Annotated in this window: 18 protein-coding genes; 12 read left to right on the top strand and 6 right to left on the bottom strand. The window is 64.1% G+C overall.

The window, feature by feature from the left end:
• Window positions 1-24: 24 nt before the first annotated feature.
• Window positions 25-2,025, bottom strand: coding sequence for a TonB-dependent receptor (locus tag BZG29_RS11830; RefSeq protein WP_077402709.1), 2,001 nt, complete (start codon window positions 2,023-2,025; stop codon window positions 25-27).
• 274 nt (window positions 2,026-2,299) lie between these two features.
• On the opposite strand from BZG29_RS11830, the gene BZG29_RS11825 reads away from it, so the two are divergent.
• From BZG29_RS11825 to BZG29_RS11790, 8 genes are all read left to right on the top strand, one after another.
• Window positions 2,300-3,124: an IclR family transcriptional regulator gene (locus tag BZG29_RS11825; protein ID WP_077402706.1), complete on the top strand. Its 825-nt coding sequence runs from the start codon at window positions 2,300-2,302 to the stop codon at window positions 3,122-3,124.
• Between the two features lie 51 nt (window positions 3,125-3,175).
• A complete protein-coding gene (locus tag BZG29_RS11820) occupies window positions 3,176-4,330 on the top strand; it encodes an acyl-CoA dehydrogenase family protein (protein ID WP_077402703.1) in 1,155 nt (384 codons plus the stop codon).
• An 11-nt stretch (window positions 4,331-4,341) separates the two neighbouring features.
• Complete coding sequence (locus tag BZG29_RS11815) at window positions 4,342-5,880, top strand: AMP-binding protein (protein ID WP_077402700.1); 1,539 nt, start codon at window positions 4,342-4,344, stop codon at window positions 5,878-5,880.
• A gap of 60 nt (window positions 5,881-5,940) precedes the next feature.
• On the top strand, window positions 5,941-7,107 hold the full coding sequence (locus BZG29_RS11810) for an ABC transporter substrate-binding protein (RefSeq protein ID WP_077402697.1): 1,167 nt from the start codon (window positions 5,941-5,943) through the stop codon (window positions 7,105-7,107).
• Window positions 7,108-7,212: 105 nt separating this feature from the next.
• The gene (locus BZG29_RS11805) at window positions 7,213-8,085 is read left to right on the top strand and encodes a branched-chain amino acid ABC transporter permease (protein ID WP_077402693.1); all 873 of its coding nucleotides are present in this window, start codon (window positions 7,213-7,215) and stop codon (window positions 8,083-8,085) included.
• Window positions 8,082-9,065, top strand: a complete 984-nt coding sequence (locus BZG29_RS11800; RefSeq protein ID WP_077402690.1) for a branched-chain amino acid ABC transporter permease — start codon at window positions 8,082-8,084, stop codon at window positions 9,063-9,065. Before BZG29_RS11805 ends, BZG29_RS11800 begins: the two co-directional genes overlap by 4 nt.
• Window positions 9,058-9,771, top strand: a complete 714-nt coding sequence (locus tag BZG29_RS11795) for an ABC transporter ATP-binding protein (protein WP_077402687.1) — start codon at window positions 9,058-9,060, stop codon at window positions 9,769-9,771. Before BZG29_RS11800 ends, BZG29_RS11795 begins: the two co-directional genes overlap by 8 nt.
• Entirely contained in the window at window positions 9,764-10,465 is a 702-nt protein-coding gene (locus BZG29_RS11790; RefSeq protein WP_077402684.1) for an ABC transporter ATP-binding protein, read from the top strand. Before BZG29_RS11795 ends, BZG29_RS11790 begins: the two co-directional genes overlap by 8 nt.
• On the opposite strand, the gene BZG29_RS11785 is transcribed toward BZG29_RS11790, so the two are convergent.
• The 4 genes from BZG29_RS11785 to BZG29_RS11770 form a co-directional block, all read right to left on the bottom strand.
• Entirely contained in the window at window positions 10,462-10,971 is a 510-nt protein-coding gene (locus BZG29_RS11785; RefSeq protein WP_077402682.1) for an alpha/beta hydrolase, read from the bottom strand. The genes BZG29_RS11790 and BZG29_RS11785 overlap by 4 nt on opposite strands.
• 24 nt (window positions 10,972-10,995) lie before the next feature.
• Window positions 10,996-11,190, bottom strand: coding sequence for a hypothetical protein (locus BZG29_RS11780; RefSeq protein ID WP_077402679.1), 195 nt, complete (start codon window positions 11,188-11,190; stop codon window positions 10,996-10,998).
• A complete protein-coding gene (locus tag BZG29_RS11775) occupies window positions 11,183-11,410 on the bottom strand; it encodes a hypothetical protein (RefSeq protein ID WP_150130881.1) in 228 nt (75 codons plus the stop codon). Before BZG29_RS11775 ends, BZG29_RS11780 begins: the two co-directional genes overlap by 8 nt.
• 300 nt (window positions 11,411-11,710) lie before the next feature.
• Window positions 11,711-12,625, bottom strand: a complete 915-nt coding sequence (locus tag BZG29_RS11770; RefSeq protein WP_171984986.1) for an HDOD domain-containing protein — start codon at window positions 12,623-12,625, stop codon at window positions 11,711-11,713.
• Between BZG29_RS11770 and BZG29_RS28120 the strand changes: the two genes are divergently transcribed.
• Together BZG29_RS28120 and BZG29_RS11765 are read left to right on the top strand one after the other, a co-directional pair.
• Complete coding sequence (locus BZG29_RS28120; RefSeq protein WP_171984985.1) at window positions 12,585-12,860, top strand: hypothetical protein; 276 nt, start codon at window positions 12,585-12,587, stop codon at window positions 12,858-12,860. The genes BZG29_RS11770 and BZG29_RS28120 overlap by 41 nt on opposite strands.
• Before the next feature lie 3 nt (window positions 12,861-12,863).
• Window positions 12,864-13,448 (top strand): DinB family protein, encoded by a 585-nt coding sequence (locus BZG29_RS11765; protein ID WP_077402670.1) that lies wholly within the window; start codon window positions 12,864-12,866, stop codon window positions 13,446-13,448.
• Between the two features lies 1 nt (window position 13,449).
• On the opposite strand, the gene BZG29_RS11760 is transcribed toward BZG29_RS11765, so the two are convergent.
• The gene (locus tag BZG29_RS11760) at window positions 13,450-13,842 is read right to left on the bottom strand and encodes a VOC family protein (RefSeq protein WP_077402667.1); all 393 of its coding nucleotides are present in this window, start codon (window positions 13,840-13,842) and stop codon (window positions 13,450-13,452) included.
• 81 nt (window positions 13,843-13,923) lie between these two features.
• Here BZG29_RS11760 and BZG29_RS11755 point away from each other — a divergent pair, with 81 nt between their 5' ends.
• Window positions 13,924-14,466 carry a GNAT family protein gene (locus BZG29_RS11755; protein ID WP_077402664.1) on the top strand — a complete coding sequence of 181 codons (543 nt, stop codon included), beginning with the start codon at window positions 13,924-13,926 and terminating at the stop codon, window positions 14,464-14,466.
• Window positions 14,467-14,476: 10 nt separating this feature from the next.
• Window positions 14,477-14,623: a hypothetical protein gene (locus tag BZG29_RS27720; protein WP_171984984.1), complete on the top strand. Its 147-nt coding sequence runs from the start codon at window positions 14,477-14,479 to the stop codon at window positions 14,621-14,623.
• The last annotated feature ends 51 nt before the right edge of the window (window positions 14,624-14,674 follow it).

The following is a 14,674-nucleotide window of genomic DNA, read 5'->3' as shown; positions in this document are numbered from 1 at the left end:
TCCTTTCATGAAACATTCAAAAAATCAGAACTGGTACTGCGCATTGGCCAGCCAGGTGCGTCCCGCGCTGGGGAACCCGTCGGCCAGCGCGTAATTGCGGTCGCCCAGGTTCGCCACGCCCGCTTCCAGGGTCAAGGCCGGCAAGGGGCGGTACACGGCCTTCAGGTTCAGCGTCGTAAAACCGCCGAGTTCCAGGGTGTTCGACACCCAGCGCCCGCTGTTCGCTTCCGCAATGGCCACCAAGTCGACCTGGCGCGCCGCGTGCAGCACGGCGTGCGCCGTCAGCTTGTGGCGCGGCACGTCCGTCAGGCGCGTGGCGCGGTCGCTGACGTTCTTCATTTCCGTGTAGGTGTAATTGCCGCCGAAATCCAGCCAGGCGCCGGCGCTGCCGCGCAAGCCAAGTTCCACGCCGCTGATGTGCGCCCTGCCAGCGTTGCGCATCTGCGAGCGCACGCCCGAGACATTCGCCACGCTCTGGATCTTGTCCTTCACGTCGCTGTAAAACAGCGCCGCTTCCACCTTGGCGCCCTGCGAGTTTCCTTGATACCCCAGCTCATAATTCATCGCCTCTTCCGCGCGCAGGGCCGGGTTTTCGATATACGTGCCCAGGCGTTGCGAGTAGCGATCCTTCAGGGTCGGCAGGCGCGACTTGCGCGCCACGGTGGCGTACACGCGCGCGTCGGCGCCGACTTTGCGGAACAGGCCCGCCTGCAGGTCCGTGGCCGATTGATTGGCTGGCAAGGTGTAGGCATTGCCGGCGCTGTAGACGGTGTCCGGGCGCAGCGCATTGCGCGAGGCGCCCAGCGACAGTTCCGTCGCCGCATCGAGGGCGATGCTGTCTTCCGCGCCCAGGGTCCACAAGGCATCCTTGTACCAGGTGGTGCGCACGCCTTTTGCGTCGAGTTCCTGGTGCTCGTCGGCCTTGTAGCTGGCCACAAAACGCAGGCTGTGCGCGGCCAGGCGAAACGATTCGAGTTCCACCGCGCCGCCATTCGTGCGGTCGTTATAGATGCTGCGCCCGCCGCTGACGCTGCCCTGGCCGCTGGTTTTCAGGGTCGCGTAGCTGCCGCTCGTGTAGGAGGTGATTTCATTGTCGTAGCTGTCGTGGTACAGGCGCAGTTTCAGGCGCTCGGCTTCGCCCAGGCGCGTCTGCGAGACGAAGTACACGCTTTCCTTGTTCCAGTACGGCCATTGCCAGTAGCGCGCGCCGACGGGATTCGTCGAAGGCGGCTGGCCCTTTTCGCCATGCTGCTTGTAGTAGCTGAGTGCATATTCATCGCCCGCCTGCGCGCCATCGGGCGTGTAGCCCACCTTGAACGACAGTTTATGATCCTTGCGGTAGGAATTGTTGCGCGTGCCGCCGTCTTCCGTGGCCGTGGGCCGGAAGTCCGACGACAGGGGAAAACCGTCGCTGTCGATATACGACACGCCCGCCTGCAGATACCACAGGCCCTGGTTCGTACCCACGTTGGCCGACACCTGGCGCTCGCTGCCCGAGCCGAAACCGATGGACGTATCGCCTTCCATCCGCGCGGACGGCTTGCGCGACACCAGGTTGATGGCACCGCCCAGGGTATTGGCGCCATACGCGACGGAACTGTAACCCTTGGCCACCTGGATGGCGGCCAGGTCGCTGGTGGTGAAGCGGTTGAAATCGACATAGCCGTCGTACGGCACGTAGACGGGAATGCCGTCGATGTACAGCGGCACCTGGCGCGCATCGAAGCCGCGGATGGCAACGGTTTTTTCATTGCGCGAATTGGTCGACAGCGACACGCCGGACAGCAAATTCAATGCGTCGCCCACATTGTCGCGGTTAAAGCGGCGCATCTCGGCGCGGCTCACTTGCGCACCCACCTGCTGTTCCATTTGGCCTGCCTGCTCGCGCTGGCCGATCACCGTCACCGTGCCCAGCACGAACGGCGCCGCCGCATCCACGCCATCGTTGCCCGCCGTTTGCTGCGCCTGCGCCATCTGCGCCATCGCCAGCATCACGGCGCCGGCCATTACCTGTTTCAACATCATCTTGTTCTTCCATCTTTCGTTATATATCGTCTTATATAGCGATATTCAAAAAAGCGGCCGCGCATGCGGCGGCCGTCACCCAACAGCGAAATATACAGACGTATATAGCGATGCTCAAGCGGCAAGGCCAAAAGGCCTCGCGCAAGTCAATTTCTCACGCTTTTTTCATGCACTGCAGCATTTCGCTGTGCGAACGAATGTTTCACAAAACGATTGACACGTCCAATTTGGCTAGGCAAACTGATTTCCAGGGAGCCAGAAAATGAATGCAAATATGACAAATATTCAGGCCGCAGCGGATCCGGAAATCATCGTCTTCAGCGATGACGAGGAAGGCAAGGACCGCCAGTTCGTCAACGCGCTGGCGCGCGGACTGGAAGTGCTCCGGTGCTTTCGCCCCGGCGAAGTCTATCTGTCGAATGCGGACATGGCCAAGCGCACGGGCATCCCGAAACCGACGATTTCACGCCTCACCTATACCCTCACCAAACTGGGCTACCTGAATTACTCGGACAGCCTGGGCAAGTACCAGCTGGGCGCCGGCGTGCTGGCCCTCGGCTACCGCATGCTGTCGAACCTCGACGTGCGCAAGATGGCGCGCCCGCTGATGGAGGAACTGGCCGAACATGCGCAAGCGTCCGTTTCGCTGGGCACGCGCGACCGCCTCAGCATGGTGTACGTGGAAACGTGCCGCAGCAGCGCCAACGTCACCCTGCGCCTCGACGTCGGTTCGCGCATCCCCCTGATGACGACGGCCATGGGCAAGGCCCTGCTGTGCATCCTGCCGCAGGCCGAACGCGACTACCTGATGGACCATGCGCGCGTGCACGAGACGGAACGCTGGCCGCGCATCAAGGCCGGTATCGAACAAGGCTTCAAGGATTACCAGGACCGGGGCTTTTGCATCTCGGCCGGCGAATGGCAGAACGATGTGCACGCCGTGGGTGTGCCCATGCTGGGTGCCGATGGCGAACAGGTGATGGCCTTCAATTGCGGCGGCCCCGCCTTCCTGCTGTCGCGCGAAAAACTCGAATCGGATCTGGGACCGCGCCTGGTCGCCCTGGTCAAGACAGTGGAAAAAAACCTGGGCCGCGGTTAGACTGCGCGCCCCCTCTCAACGACAGATCAAATCAAAGCGCCGAGGAAACCGATGATACGCGACGAAGAAACCCTGAACATCCTGCTCGACAGCATCGCCCGTTTCGTGCGCGAAGTGCTGGTGCCGAACGAGACGCTGGTAGCTGAAACGGACACCATCCCGCCCGCCATCGTGGCGCAGATGCGCGAACTGGGCCTGTTCGGCCTGTCCATCCCGGAAGCTTATGGCGGCCTGGAACTGAGCATGGAAGAGGAAGTCAGGGTCGCTTTCGAAATCGCCCGCACCTCGCCCGCCTTCCGCTCGCTGATCGGCACGAACAACGGCATCGGCTCGCAAGGCATCGTGATCGACGGCACGGAAGCGCAAAAACAATACTATCTGCCCAAGCTGGCCGCCGGCGAGATCATCGGCTCGTTCGCTTTGACGGAAGCGGGATCAGGTTCCGACGCCGCGTCCCTGCGCACGACGGCCGTGCGCGACGGCGACTTTTATATCCTCAACGGCAGCAAGCGTTATATCACCAACGCGCCCGAAGCGAGCATTTTTACCGTCATGGCCCGCACGGACCCCGTCAAGCGGGGCGCCTCGGCCATTTCCGCCTTCATCGTGGAAAAGGATACGCCGGGCCTTTCACTCGGCAAGATCGACAGGAAGATGGGCCAGCAAGGCGCGCATACCTGCGACGTGATCTTCGAGAACTGCAAGGTGCCGGCCGCGAACATCATCGGCGGCAAGGAGGGCGTGGGTTTTAAAACAGCCATGAAGGTGCTCGACAAGGGCCGGCTGCACATCGCCGCCGTCTGCGTGGGCGCGGCCGAGCGCATGCTGGCTGACGCCCTGGCGTATGCGATGGAGCGCCAGCAGTTTGGCCAGCCCATCGCCGAGTTCCAACTGATCCAGGCCATGCTGGCCGACAGCAAGGCGGAGATTTACGCGGCGCGCAGCATGGTGCTCGACGCGGCGCGCCGGCGCGACAACAAGGAAGACATTTCGACGGAAGCGTCGTGCTGCAAGCTGTTCGCCTCCGAAATGTGCGGCCGCGTGGCCGACCGCTCCGTGCAGATCCACGGCGGCGCCGGCTATATCAGCGAATACGCGGCCGAGCGCTTCTACCGCGACGTGCGCCTGTTCCGCATCTACGAAGGCACGACGCAGATCCAGCAGATCGTCATCGCCCGCAACATGATCAAGGCAGCGCAAAAGTGAAGGAGGCCGCGATGGACATTCCCGCCCTGCTGGCCCACTTGCCGGCGCGCCTGTCGGCCATCCCCATCTATTGGGCGACGCGCGCGCCCGACGCGCCCGCGCTGCATGAAGGTGGGCGCAGCTGGACCTACGCCCAGCTGCAGCACGGTGTGGAAAGCGCCGCACAGCTGCTGCGCCAGCTGAACGTGCGCGCCGGCGACCGCCTGATGGTGGTGGGCGAGAACTGCGCGCTGCAGGTGGCGCTGATCTTTGCGGCGGCCAGCATCGACGCGTGGATCGTCAACGTCAATGCCCGCCTGTCGGCGCGCGAGATCGACACCATCGCCATGCACAGTTCCGCACGGAGGATGCTGTTCCTGGCCCGCACCTCGCCGGAAGCGGCCGCGCATGCTGCACGTCTGGGCGCGGCCAGCACCACGGTCGACGGCATGGGCGAGTTGCTGGTCGGCGACTTGAACGAGACAACTATCGTCGAAGACACGGTCCCCGGCAACGAACAGGTGGCCGCGCTGATCTACACGACGGGCACGACGGGGCAGTCGAAGGGCGTGATGCTCACGCACCGCAACCTGCTGTTCATCGCCGCCGTCTCCAGCACCCTGCGCGGCTTGACGCGCACCGACCGCGCCTACGGCGTGCTGCCGATTTCGCACGTGTACGGCCTGGCCTCGGTGGCCCTGGGCACCCTGTATGCGGGCGCAGCCTTGTACCTGGTGCCGCGCTTTTCCGTCGACGGCCTGCTCTCGGCCCTGAAGGACGACGAGCTGACCATCGTGCAGGGCGTACCCGCCATGTACGCCAAGCTGCTGCAAACCCTGGGCGGCGCCGACACGCCGCTGCCCACGCGGCTGCGCTTCGCGTATGCGGGCGGCTCGCCGCTGGCGCCGTCGCTCAAGCACGAGGTGGAAAAGCTGCTGGGCACCGCGCTGCACAATGGCTACGGCATGACGGAAAGCGCGCCCACCATCAGCCAGACGCGCCTGGAAGCACCGCGCCGCGACGACTCCGTCGGCATGCCGATCCCCGGCGTGGAAGTGCGCGTGGTGAGCGTCGACGGTACGGACGTGGCGCCGGGCGAGCCGGGCGAACTGTGGATACGCGGGCCGAACATCATGGCCGGCTATTACAAGGAACCCGCCATGACCGCGGCCGCCATGCGCGATGGCGGTTGGCTCAATACGGGCGACATGGCGCGCCAGGATTCCGACGGCGCCCTCTTCATCGTGGGCCGCACCAAGGAACTGATCATCCGCTCCGGCTTCAATGTGTATCCGCTGGAAGTGGAAACGGCGCTGAACGCCCACGCTTCCGTGGTGCAGTCGGCCGTGGTCGGGCGCACGCTGGCCGATGGCAACGAGGACGTCATCGCCTACGTGGAGCTGGATCCGCGCCAGCCCGCCAGCGTGGCACAATTGCAGACCTGGCTGGCGCAGACCCTGTCGCCCTACAAATGCCCGTCCGCCATCATCGTCATGGACGCGCTGCCGGCCGCCGCCACGGGCAAGATTTTAAAGGGGCAGCTGCGGCAAATGGCGCAGAATGCACGATAAGTTGACCATGTAGTAGCAGAACCGACAATAAAACCAAGCCACATCACCGGAGGAGACACGATGAAACGCACCTACACACGCATCGCCATGGCAGCACTGGTTGCCAGCGCCTGGATGACGCAGGCCAGCGCCGACGAATTCCTGGTCGGCGCGGAAATCCCGCTGACAGGCAACCTGGCGCGTGTCGGCGCCGGCATGCAGGAAGGGATCATGGTCGCGGCCGAAGTCTTCAACAAGACCAACGGCAAGCACACCATCAAGATCATCACCGTCGACGACGAATCGGCACCCGCCAAAGCCATCGCCGCCGTGGAAAAGCTGGCCAGCCAGGGCGTGGTCGCCATCACGGGCGGCTATGGCTCGAACAATATCTCGCCCGCCTCGGACACGGCGAACAAACTGGGCCTCGTCTACATCACCTCGGGCGGCGTGGACGACAGCCTGGTGAGCAGCGGGCGCAAGAATTTTTTCCGCATCAATAACACGGCCGGCTACGAAAAAGCCATGCTGGGACTGCTTGCCGACGTGGGCGCCAAGTCCGTCTCCATCGTGTACTCGACCAAGGACGCCACCACGGGCCTGGCCAAGGACGTGGAAAAAGCCCTGGCGGCAAAAGGCGTGAAGGTGACGACGCACTCGTTCGACCCGGCCATTACCGACTTCAAGCCCATCATCAACAAGATCAAGCTGCAGGATAAATCGGAAGTGGTGGCCATGGTCGGCTACGAAAACGATTACGTGGGCATCATCCGCGCCGCCCGCGTGCTGAAACCGAAGATCAAGGCCATGGTGGGCGTGTGGTCGCTGGCCACCCCTAAAATGGCGTCCGACTTCCCCGACCTGATGCCGAACGTCTTCGGCACGGCCCTGCTGCCCTTCCCCACCGAATTCAAGACGGCCGACGGCAAGGCCTTCAGCGACGCTTACAAGCAGCTGTACAAGAAGGAGCCGGACTACCTGGGCCAGTTCGGCTATGTGCAGTCGATGCTGCTGTTCGAAGCCATCGCGCGCGCGGCCGACAAGGGCACCATCAAGAAAGGCGGCGTGGCCGAGGAAATGCGCAAGACGGACCGCGAAACCCTGATCGGCCGGGTGCAGTTCGCCGCCAACGGCGACAACCAGAACTTCGTGCACCGCATGGCGCAGCACCAGGACAAGAAAGTGGTGATCGTCTGGCCGAAGGAACACGCGACGGGCAAGCTGGCCTATCCAGCCCTGCCCTGGTAGGCAGCCTCCCGCTGCGCACGCGCGCGTCCGCCAGGACGCGCACCGATGAACGGCAGCCCGGGCGCATCTTCGCGATGCCCTTGGGCTGCCTGACGGGATGACGACATGACAGAATTAATCTTGCAAGCCCTGTATTCGGGCTTGCTGCAGGGCGGCTCCTACGCCCTGATCGCACTGGGACTGGCGCTGGTCTTCGGCACCATGAAAGTGATCAACCTGGCGCACGGCGAACTGGTGCTGCTGGCCGCCTACATCGCCTACAGCGTCGAATCGGGCATGGGACTCGGTCCCATGTTCGCCATTCCCATCGCGCTGGTGATCGTCAGCCTGACGTCCGTGGGCGTGTACCTGATCGTCAGCCGCATCAAGAAGGACCGCGAAATCAATTCGCTGATCCTTACCTACGGCATCGGCGTCATCCTCACCAATTTCATCCTGCTCGTGTGGAAGGCAGACATCCGCTCGACGTCTTCCAGCTGGCTGCAGGAAGGTTTTGAAATCGGCCCGTTTTTCAGCATGCGCAGCGAAGTGATTTTCTTTGGCGTCAGCCTGGTGCTGATGGCGGCGCTGTGGCGCTGGCTGTCCACCAGCTGGTATGGCCGCGCCGTGCGCGCCGTCTCCAGCAACCGCGACGCGGCCAAGCTGATGGGCATCGACCCGGGCCGCACGGAACTGGTGTCGTTTCTGGTCGCAGGCATCCTGGCCGCCTTCGCGGGCGTCGCCCTGTTCAGCTATGGCGTGATCCAGCCGGCCTACGGCGGCGCGCTGACGGTGAAAGCCTTCATCATCACGGTATTGGCCGGCATCGGTTCCATCCCCGGCGTGCTGCTGGCCGCCGTGCTGCTGGGCGTGGCCGAGGCGCTGACCGTCACCCTGGCCAGCTCCGCGCTGCAGGAATTGTCCGGCATGGTGCTGTTCCTGCTGGTGCTGTTCATCATGCCGAACGGCTTGTTCGGCGCACAACGGAGGCGCGGATGAAGCGCTCGACTTTCCTTTCAACGGCGGGCCTGCTGCTGGCCGCGTATATCGCCGTGCCGCTGGCCCTGGGCGCCAACCAGTATGTGATGAGCATGGTGGTGGCGGCGCTGATCATCGGCGGCGTGGCCATGTCCTGGGCCCTGCTGGGCAACCTGGGCGGCATGGTCAGCTTCGGCCACGCGGCCTTCTTCGGCGTGGGCGCGTATGTCTCCGCGCTGGCCAGCGTGAAACTGGGCGTGCCCGTGTTTGCCGCCATGCTGCTGGGCGGCGCGGGCGCGGCCATCGCCGCCGTCATCATGCTGCCCGTGCTCCGGCTGCGCGGGCCGTATTTTGCGCTGGCCATCCTCGCCTACGCCCACATCTTCCGCATCCTGGCCACGGAATGGAGTTCCGTCACGGGCGGCGCCGGCGGCATCAACAATATCCCGGCCTTGCCCACCATCTTCGGCTTCGACCTGGCCAGCAAGACGGGCGCCTACCTGGTGGTGCTGACGCTGGTGGTGGCGTGCGCGTTTGCCTACGGCCGCATCCGCGCCAGCCATTACGGCATCGCCCTGCGCGCCATGCACGACAGCGAAGACGCCACGCGCGTCGTCGGCGTCAACAGCACCTTGCTGAAAGGCGCCATGCTGCTCGTGTCGGCCTTCATGGCGGGCCTGTTCGGCGCCTTCAACGCCCACTACATCAATTTCCTGGAACCGGACTACGCCTTCAACAGCCTGTGGGTGACCTTGCCCATCGTGGCGGCCATCTTCGGCGGCTACCGCACGATACTCGGCCCCGTGCTGGGCGCCGTCGTGGTCTATCTGGTCGACCAGCTGATTTTCAAGTCGCTGATTCCGACCGGGCACCAGCTGGTGCTGGGCGTGCTGCTGGTGGCGATGATCGTCTTCAGTCCGAACGGCTTGCTGCCGCTGCTGCAAAAATGGCTGAAAAAAGCGCAGCTCAAGGGAAACGCGAAGGAGAAAGCACATGCTTGAACTCGATAATGTGTCCGTGCGCTTCGGCGGCCTGACGGCCGTCGATTCCGTCACATTAAAAGTGGGCAGCCACGACGTGATCGGTCTGGTGGGCGCGAACGGCGCCGGCAAGACCACCCTGTTCAACGCCATTTCCGGCCTGGTGCGCCCCACCAGCGGCGGCATCCGCTTCGAGGGGCGCGACATCATGGCCACGCCCATGTACCAGCGCGCGCGCCTTGGGCTGGGCCGCACCTTCCAGATCCCGCAGCCCATGCATGAATTGACGGTGCGCGAAAACCTCGTCGTGGCGCAGCGCTTCGGCACCGGCAAGGTGGACATGCGCAAGATCGATGAAATCCTCGACTTCACGAGCCTGGCGGACAAGGCGCAGCGCGACGCGGCCAGCGAACTGGCGCTGACGGAACTGAAAGCGCTGGAAGTAGCCAAGGCGCTGGCCACCAACCCGAAACTGCTGCTGCTCGACGAAGTGCTGGCCGGTCTGGAAACGAACGGCAAGCGCCGCTTCATGGGCATGCTGAAGGACTTGCATGCCGCCTTCGGCGTGGGCATCGTCATGATCGAGCACGATATCGAAACCATCAGCAATCTGTGCCAGCGCGTCGCCGTGCTCAATTTCGGCCAGCTGATCGCCGACGGCACGCCCGATTGCGTCTTCCGCGATCCGGCCGTCATCGAAAGCTACACGGGAGCAGCGCATGCTTAACATAGAGAATCTGCGCGCCGGCTATGGCGCCATCAATGTGCTGTGGGATGTGTCGCTGTCCATCCAGAAGGGCAAGCTGACAACCATCATCGGCCCGAACGGTGCCGGCAAGACCACCTTGCTGCGCGCCATCATGGGTTTGCTGCCCGTGGGCGCGGGCAGCATCGCGCTCGACGGCGTGGCCATCAACGGCACGCCTACCTGGAAGATGAGCGATGCCAGGGTCACGATGATACCCGAGGGGCGCATGACGTTTCGCGACATGAGCGTGGAAGAAAACCTGATCATGGGCGCATTTCCGAAGGAGCACCGCGGCCGCATGCCGGCGCGCCTGGCCGAAGCCTACGCCATGTTCCCGCGCCTGCACGAGCGCCGCAGGCAGCTGGCCGGTTCCTTGTCCGGCGGCGAGGCGCAGATGCTGGCGATGGCGCGGGGCTTGATGTCGGACCCGTCGTTATTGATCATCGACGAGCCGTCGCTGGGCCTGGCGCCGCTGGTGGTCAACGAGCTGTTCGAGATCCTCGCGCGCCTGAATGACGGCAAGCGCACCATCATCCTGGTGGAACAGAACACGGCGCGCGCCGTGGGCGTGGCCGATCACGTCTACCTGATGCAAAGCGGCAAGGTGGCACTGTCGCAGGCGGCTTCCGAGGTGGACCTCGATCACCTGCACGAACTCTATTTTGCGCGCTAGTCGGCAGAAAACACCAGCCCCGGCATCTTCGCCACGCAATCGAGGTTCAAGGGCGCGCGCGGATCGCGCAGGAATGCCAGTGTCAGCTGTCCGCCGCAGCGGTTGAACGTGGCGCCATGCGCCTGGCCCGGCATCTGCACGAAGCGCGCGTTGGGCATGCTGCGCAGCAGGCGCCGGCCCCAGGCTGGCGGCGTCACGGGATCGAATTCGCCGGCCAGGATCAGCACCGGCACATCGCTTTTCACGGCATCGTTTGCCTGCGCCGCAGCCGCTGCAACGCGCCAGGCGCCGCACATCCCGGGCGTCGCCGTGCGGTTATCCGCGCCGCCCAGCCCCAAGGCCGGCGCCACTTGCGCGGCCATACGGTCGGGCTGCTCAAATGGCATCTCCTCGCCGCACCAGATCGACAGGCGCAGTCCCCAGTTGAAGCCGGAAGGAGCGCTGCGCAGCAATGGCAGCAAGCCTGGCGGGCGGCCCTGCGCCGCTTCGCTGATCAGGCGGGGCAAGGTGGGGATCAGCTCCGGCTGCTGCTAGCCCTCGGCCAGGGCATTGACGATGTCGCGCCGGCGCAGCACGCGCCCGGGCGCCGCGATACCGTCGCGGTCCGCGCGCGCAAGCAGTGCGTCTATGCGTCCGCTCAGGTCCGGATAGCGCACGTCGCACGCAGGCTCCGTCGCGCAGCCGTCGAGGACCAGGTCGATGGCGCGCCAATGAAGGCTACGCATGCTTGTTGCCGCGTCCTTCAAGCAATATCTGGTCGCGTTCCAGCAGGAAGGGATTGCCTTTGCCGCTGGTGCGCCCGTCGATGCTGCTCAGGCCAGGTCCGCCGGGCAGATACACGACGGGATCGGCTGCCGGCGTGACGGCGCTGCTACGGAAAATCATGACCGGCAAGGCGATGGCGCGGCTATCGGCCTTGCTCCGATGTTCGGGGACGGTCAGCATGCCGCACTCTATCTTTTCGCCCGGCAGCACCGGCACCGCACAGGCGGACGGTGCAAAGGCCGGTTTGACGGGCAGTGTGTCCGGCGCGGCGGCGCACAGCTACGCCACTGTTACCAAACACGCGGCGGCAAGCATGGAACGGCGAAATGGAAGCGAGGGACCTCCTCGGCAGCATGGGCATACGACAGGATGGAATGGCAGGCGGGCCATTCACTTAGTTGTCAAATTACCATGCAATCGCGGTCCTGGCCGCAAGAATCTGCTACCGGGCCGGGGTGCTGTTCTACCGGCCTGCAGCCATCACTCGTCGTCCTCGTCCTCGTCGTCGGCCAGCTTGTCAAACACCTGCAGCTCGGCCTTGCTCAATCCCGTCATCACGAAGGGATCATCGGCAGGAAAGCGGCCAGTGTCGACCAGCATGCGCAGCTTGCTCAAGCGGTCGCCCAGCGCCAGCGCTTGCGCCTGCGGATCGGCATCAGTCTGCGCCGCCTGCCCGATCGCGCGGGTCACGGACTCGGGAAACTCCCATAACTCGGCGATCCGTACCGACAGGACGCGCGCTTGCGCAAACACCTGGGCGATGAAGGCGTCCGATTGCGGGAAGGCATCGGGCGCGTGCATCTGATCGATCAGGCGGAACGCCACCACCAGGCCCACATTGGCCATCAACCCCGCCAGATAGGCGTCGAAGGCGTTGGCCTGCATTGCGGGCGCGACCAGGTTGGCCGCCAGCGCACATTTCTCGGACTGGCGCCAGATCAGCGGCGCCGTGCGTATGGTCAAGCCGCCGCTTTGCATGCTGACGATGGGGCGGAAGGCGACGCGGGCGAGCAGCATGCGCATGCCGTTTTGCCCGAGCAGCATGATGGCGCCCTCCATATTGTTGATCGACGGGCTGGCGTTGTAGCGCGAATGGTAGCGGGGCCGATTCGCTTCGCGGTAGACCTCAGCGACCAGCGGCACGTCCTGGGCCAACTGGCGCGACAGCTCGGCCGCGCTCATGTTTTCATTTTGCAAGGTACGCATCAACTGCGGAATGATGGCCGGAATGCGCGGCACCAGCGCGGCGCCAGCGATCGGTTCACTGGCCAGGCGCGTCAATTCGTCCAGAATCTGCTGTTCCGCCTGCGTTGACGCCTGCGCCGAACCGGCGGCCGCCAGCCAGCGGTAGTAGATGGCATCGATTTCGGTGATGCTGGCTGGCTGCCGTGTCATCTCGGGCGCCGCCGCTGCCGTGCCTGGCGCAAGCTTGCTTTTTTCGCCGCCGTTCAGTAATTTTCCTATCCAACCCATTTTGCTTTTCCAGCCCTATATGCATCACTATCGCGACATCCGCTGCGCGATTTTACTTGATGACAGCCGTGCCGGTGCGGCGGGCGTGGCCGCCTTGGTCCACCTGCCGCAAAGTGCTACAGTGGCGCTGTCGCAGTTTCCCCTCTTTGCAAGGTAAATCATGAGCAACATGCTGGCCCGCTACGTCACCAATCAGGCGTACAACAACGCCTGGGCCAACCACCGCCTGCTGAAAGCCTGCGGCGAGCTAAGTCTGGCCGAATTCCAGGCGACGCGCGTCAGTTTTTTCCCCACCATCCAGTTCACCCTGAACCACATCCTCACATGCGACTGGTTTTATCTCGACGCGCTGGAGCGCGAGCTGCGCGGCGAGGCGCCGCATGCCGACTGCTATGCCTTCTTTGAACAGGACGAGCCATTTACCGACTGCGCCACGCTGCAGGCGGCACAGCATGCGTCCGACGCGCGCCTGATCGCCCACTGCCGCAGCCTGTGCGATGCCGACCTGGCGCGGCCCGTGACGATCCTGCGCGACACGCCGCAAGTCGACACGCGCCAGCGCATGCTCGCGCACTTGTTCCAGCACCAGATCCATCACCGGGGGCAAGTGCATGCCATGCTGGCCGGCACGCGCATCGCCCCGCCCCAGCTCGACGAATTCTATTGCGCCGGCGAAGCGGGCGAACGGGCGCAGGATTTCCTGGAACTGGGCTGGACGGAAGACGACGTCTGGAAAGTACGCTGAATCATTCCTCCGCGTGGCAGCAGACGCACAGCTTGTTGCCGTCGAGGTCGCGGAAGTAGGCGCCATAGTAATGGGCGTGGTAATGGGGACGCAGGCCGGGCGGCCCTTCGCAAACGGCGCCCAGCGCCAGCACGGCCTGGTAGCTGCGGTCCACCTGCGCGCGGCTGGCCGCCAGCAGCGCCGTCATCTGGCCATTGCCGGGCGTCGCCGGCAAACCGTCATGCGGCGCCGTCAGCACGAACAGGGGGCGCGGCACCTGCTGCGCCATCCAGCCGGCCCAGGGCTTGGCCGGATCATGAAATTTCTCGATCAAATCAAGTTCTCCCAGCAGGGCCGCGTAGAAAGCATAAGCGCGGGGAAAGTCGTTGGTGCCAAGACAAATATGGGACAGCATGCTGCTCCTCCATGAATTCAAGCATGTGCGGCGAAAGGCGCCAGCTGATTATAATGGCGCATCGCTTTCCAGACACATCCCATGCCCGACCTCGACCGCCTCCAACTCCAAACGCCGACCAGCGCCGACCTGCCCACCTTGCTGGCCTTCGAACTCGACAACCGCACCTATTTCGAATCCTGGGTCACGGCCCGGGCGCCGTCCTACTACACTGACGAGGGCATCGCCACCGCCATCGAGCAGTCGCAGCGCGAACGCGAGAAAGACACGGCACACCAGTACCTGGCCAAGCTGGACGGGCAGATCATCGGCAGGGTCAACCTGACGGCCGTCACGCGCCCGTATTTCAACAAGGCAACGCTCGGCTACCGCATCGGCGAACGGTTCGGCGGACGCGGCTACGCCACGCGCGTGGTCGCCCTGCTGCTGGAAGAAGCGTTCGGCGCACTGGAACTATGGCGCCTGGAAGCGACGGCGCGGCCGCAAAACCTGGGCTCGATCGCCGTCATGCAGCGCAATGGCTTTCACCAATATGGCCGCTCGGAAAAAGCCATGCGCTTCCAGGATGCCTGGTCGGACTTGCTGTACTTTGAACGGCGCAACGACGGCGCCGGAATCGAATAAAGCCGAGCAGTTGTTCTATAAGTCATACAGAGAAAAAACCTATCTGGCCGGCAGCGGCATCGGTACGCTGGCTGCTCGGCGCGACGTGCCGGCCATCCACGCGCACGACAAGTCGCTGAAGGTCAAGCTGGACGCCGTCATCAAGGCGTTCAAATAGGCGCATTTGCGGGCTCAACGCCGTTTTCAGGCTATCGGCCGCGACTTTGTG

Origin of the sequence: Janthinobacterium sp. LM6 (assembly GCF_002002885.1) — a bacterium.
In the GTDB taxonomy this organism is placed as follows: domain Bacteria; phylum Pseudomonadota; class Gammaproteobacteria; order Burkholderiales; family Burkholderiaceae_D; genus Janthinobacterium; species Janthinobacterium kumbetense.
The sequence above is the reverse complement of the archived record's forward strand: the minus strand, read 5'-3'. Positions and strand labels throughout refer to the sequence as shown.

Excerpts from the sequence above, each read along its gene's own strand:
- BZG29_RS11830 (WP_077402709.1), bottom strand. The coding sequence starts at position 2,025 with ATGATGTTGAAACAGGTAATGGCCGGCGCCGTGATGCTGGCGATGGCG.
- BZG29_RS11825 (WP_077402706.1), top strand. The coding sequence starts at position 2,300 with ATGACAAATATTCAGGCCGCAGCGGATCCGGAAATCATCGTCTTCAGC.
- BZG29_RS11820 (WP_077402703.1), top strand. The coding sequence starts at position 3,176 with ATGATACGCGACGAAGAAACCCTGAACATCCTGCTCGACAGCATCGCC.
- BZG29_RS11815 (WP_077402700.1), top strand. The coding sequence starts at position 4,342 with ATGGACATTCCCGCCCTGCTGGCCCACTTGCCGGCGCGCCTGTCGGCC.
- BZG29_RS11810 (WP_077402697.1), top strand. The coding sequence starts at position 5,941 with ATGAAACGCACCTACACACGCATCGCCATGGCAGCACTGGTTGCCAGC.
- BZG29_RS11805 (WP_077402693.1), top strand. The coding sequence starts at position 7,213 with ATGACAGAATTAATCTTGCAAGCCCTGTATTCGGGCTTGCTGCAGGGC.
- BZG29_RS11800 (WP_077402690.1), top strand. The coding sequence starts at position 8,082 with ATGAAGCGCTCGACTTTCCTTTCAACGGCGGGCCTGCTGCTGGCCGCG.
- BZG29_RS11795 (WP_077402687.1), top strand. The coding sequence starts at position 9,058 with ATGCTTGAACTCGATAATGTGTCCGTGCGCTTCGGCGGCCTGACGGCC.
- BZG29_RS11790 (WP_077402684.1), top strand. The coding sequence starts at position 9,764 with ATGCTTAACATAGAGAATCTGCGCGCCGGCTATGGCGCCATCAATGTG.
- BZG29_RS11780 (WP_077402679.1), bottom strand. The coding sequence starts at position 11,190 with ATGCGTAGCCTTCATTGGCGCGCCATCGACCTGGTCCTCGACGGCTGC.
- BZG29_RS11775 (WP_150130881.1), bottom strand. The coding sequence starts at position 11,410 with ATGCTGACCGTCCCCGAACATCGGAGCAAGGCCGATAGCCGCGCCATC.
- BZG29_RS28120 (WP_171984985.1), top strand. The coding sequence starts at position 12,585 with ATGGCATCGATTTCGGTGATGCTGGCTGGCTGCCGTGTCATCTCGGGC.
- BZG29_RS11770 (WP_171984986.1), bottom strand. The coding sequence starts at position 12,625 with ATGACACGGCAGCCAGCCAGCATCACCGAAATCGATGCCATCTACTAC.
- BZG29_RS11765 (WP_077402670.1), top strand. The coding sequence starts at position 12,864 with ATGAGCAACATGCTGGCCCGCTACGTCACCAATCAGGCGTACAACAAC.
- BZG29_RS11760 (WP_077402667.1), bottom strand. The coding sequence starts at position 13,842 with ATGCTGTCCCATATTTGTCTTGGCACCAACGACTTTCCCCGCGCTTAT.
- BZG29_RS11755 (WP_077402664.1), top strand. The coding sequence starts at position 13,924 with ATGCCCGACCTCGACCGCCTCCAACTCCAAACGCCGACCAGCGCCGAC.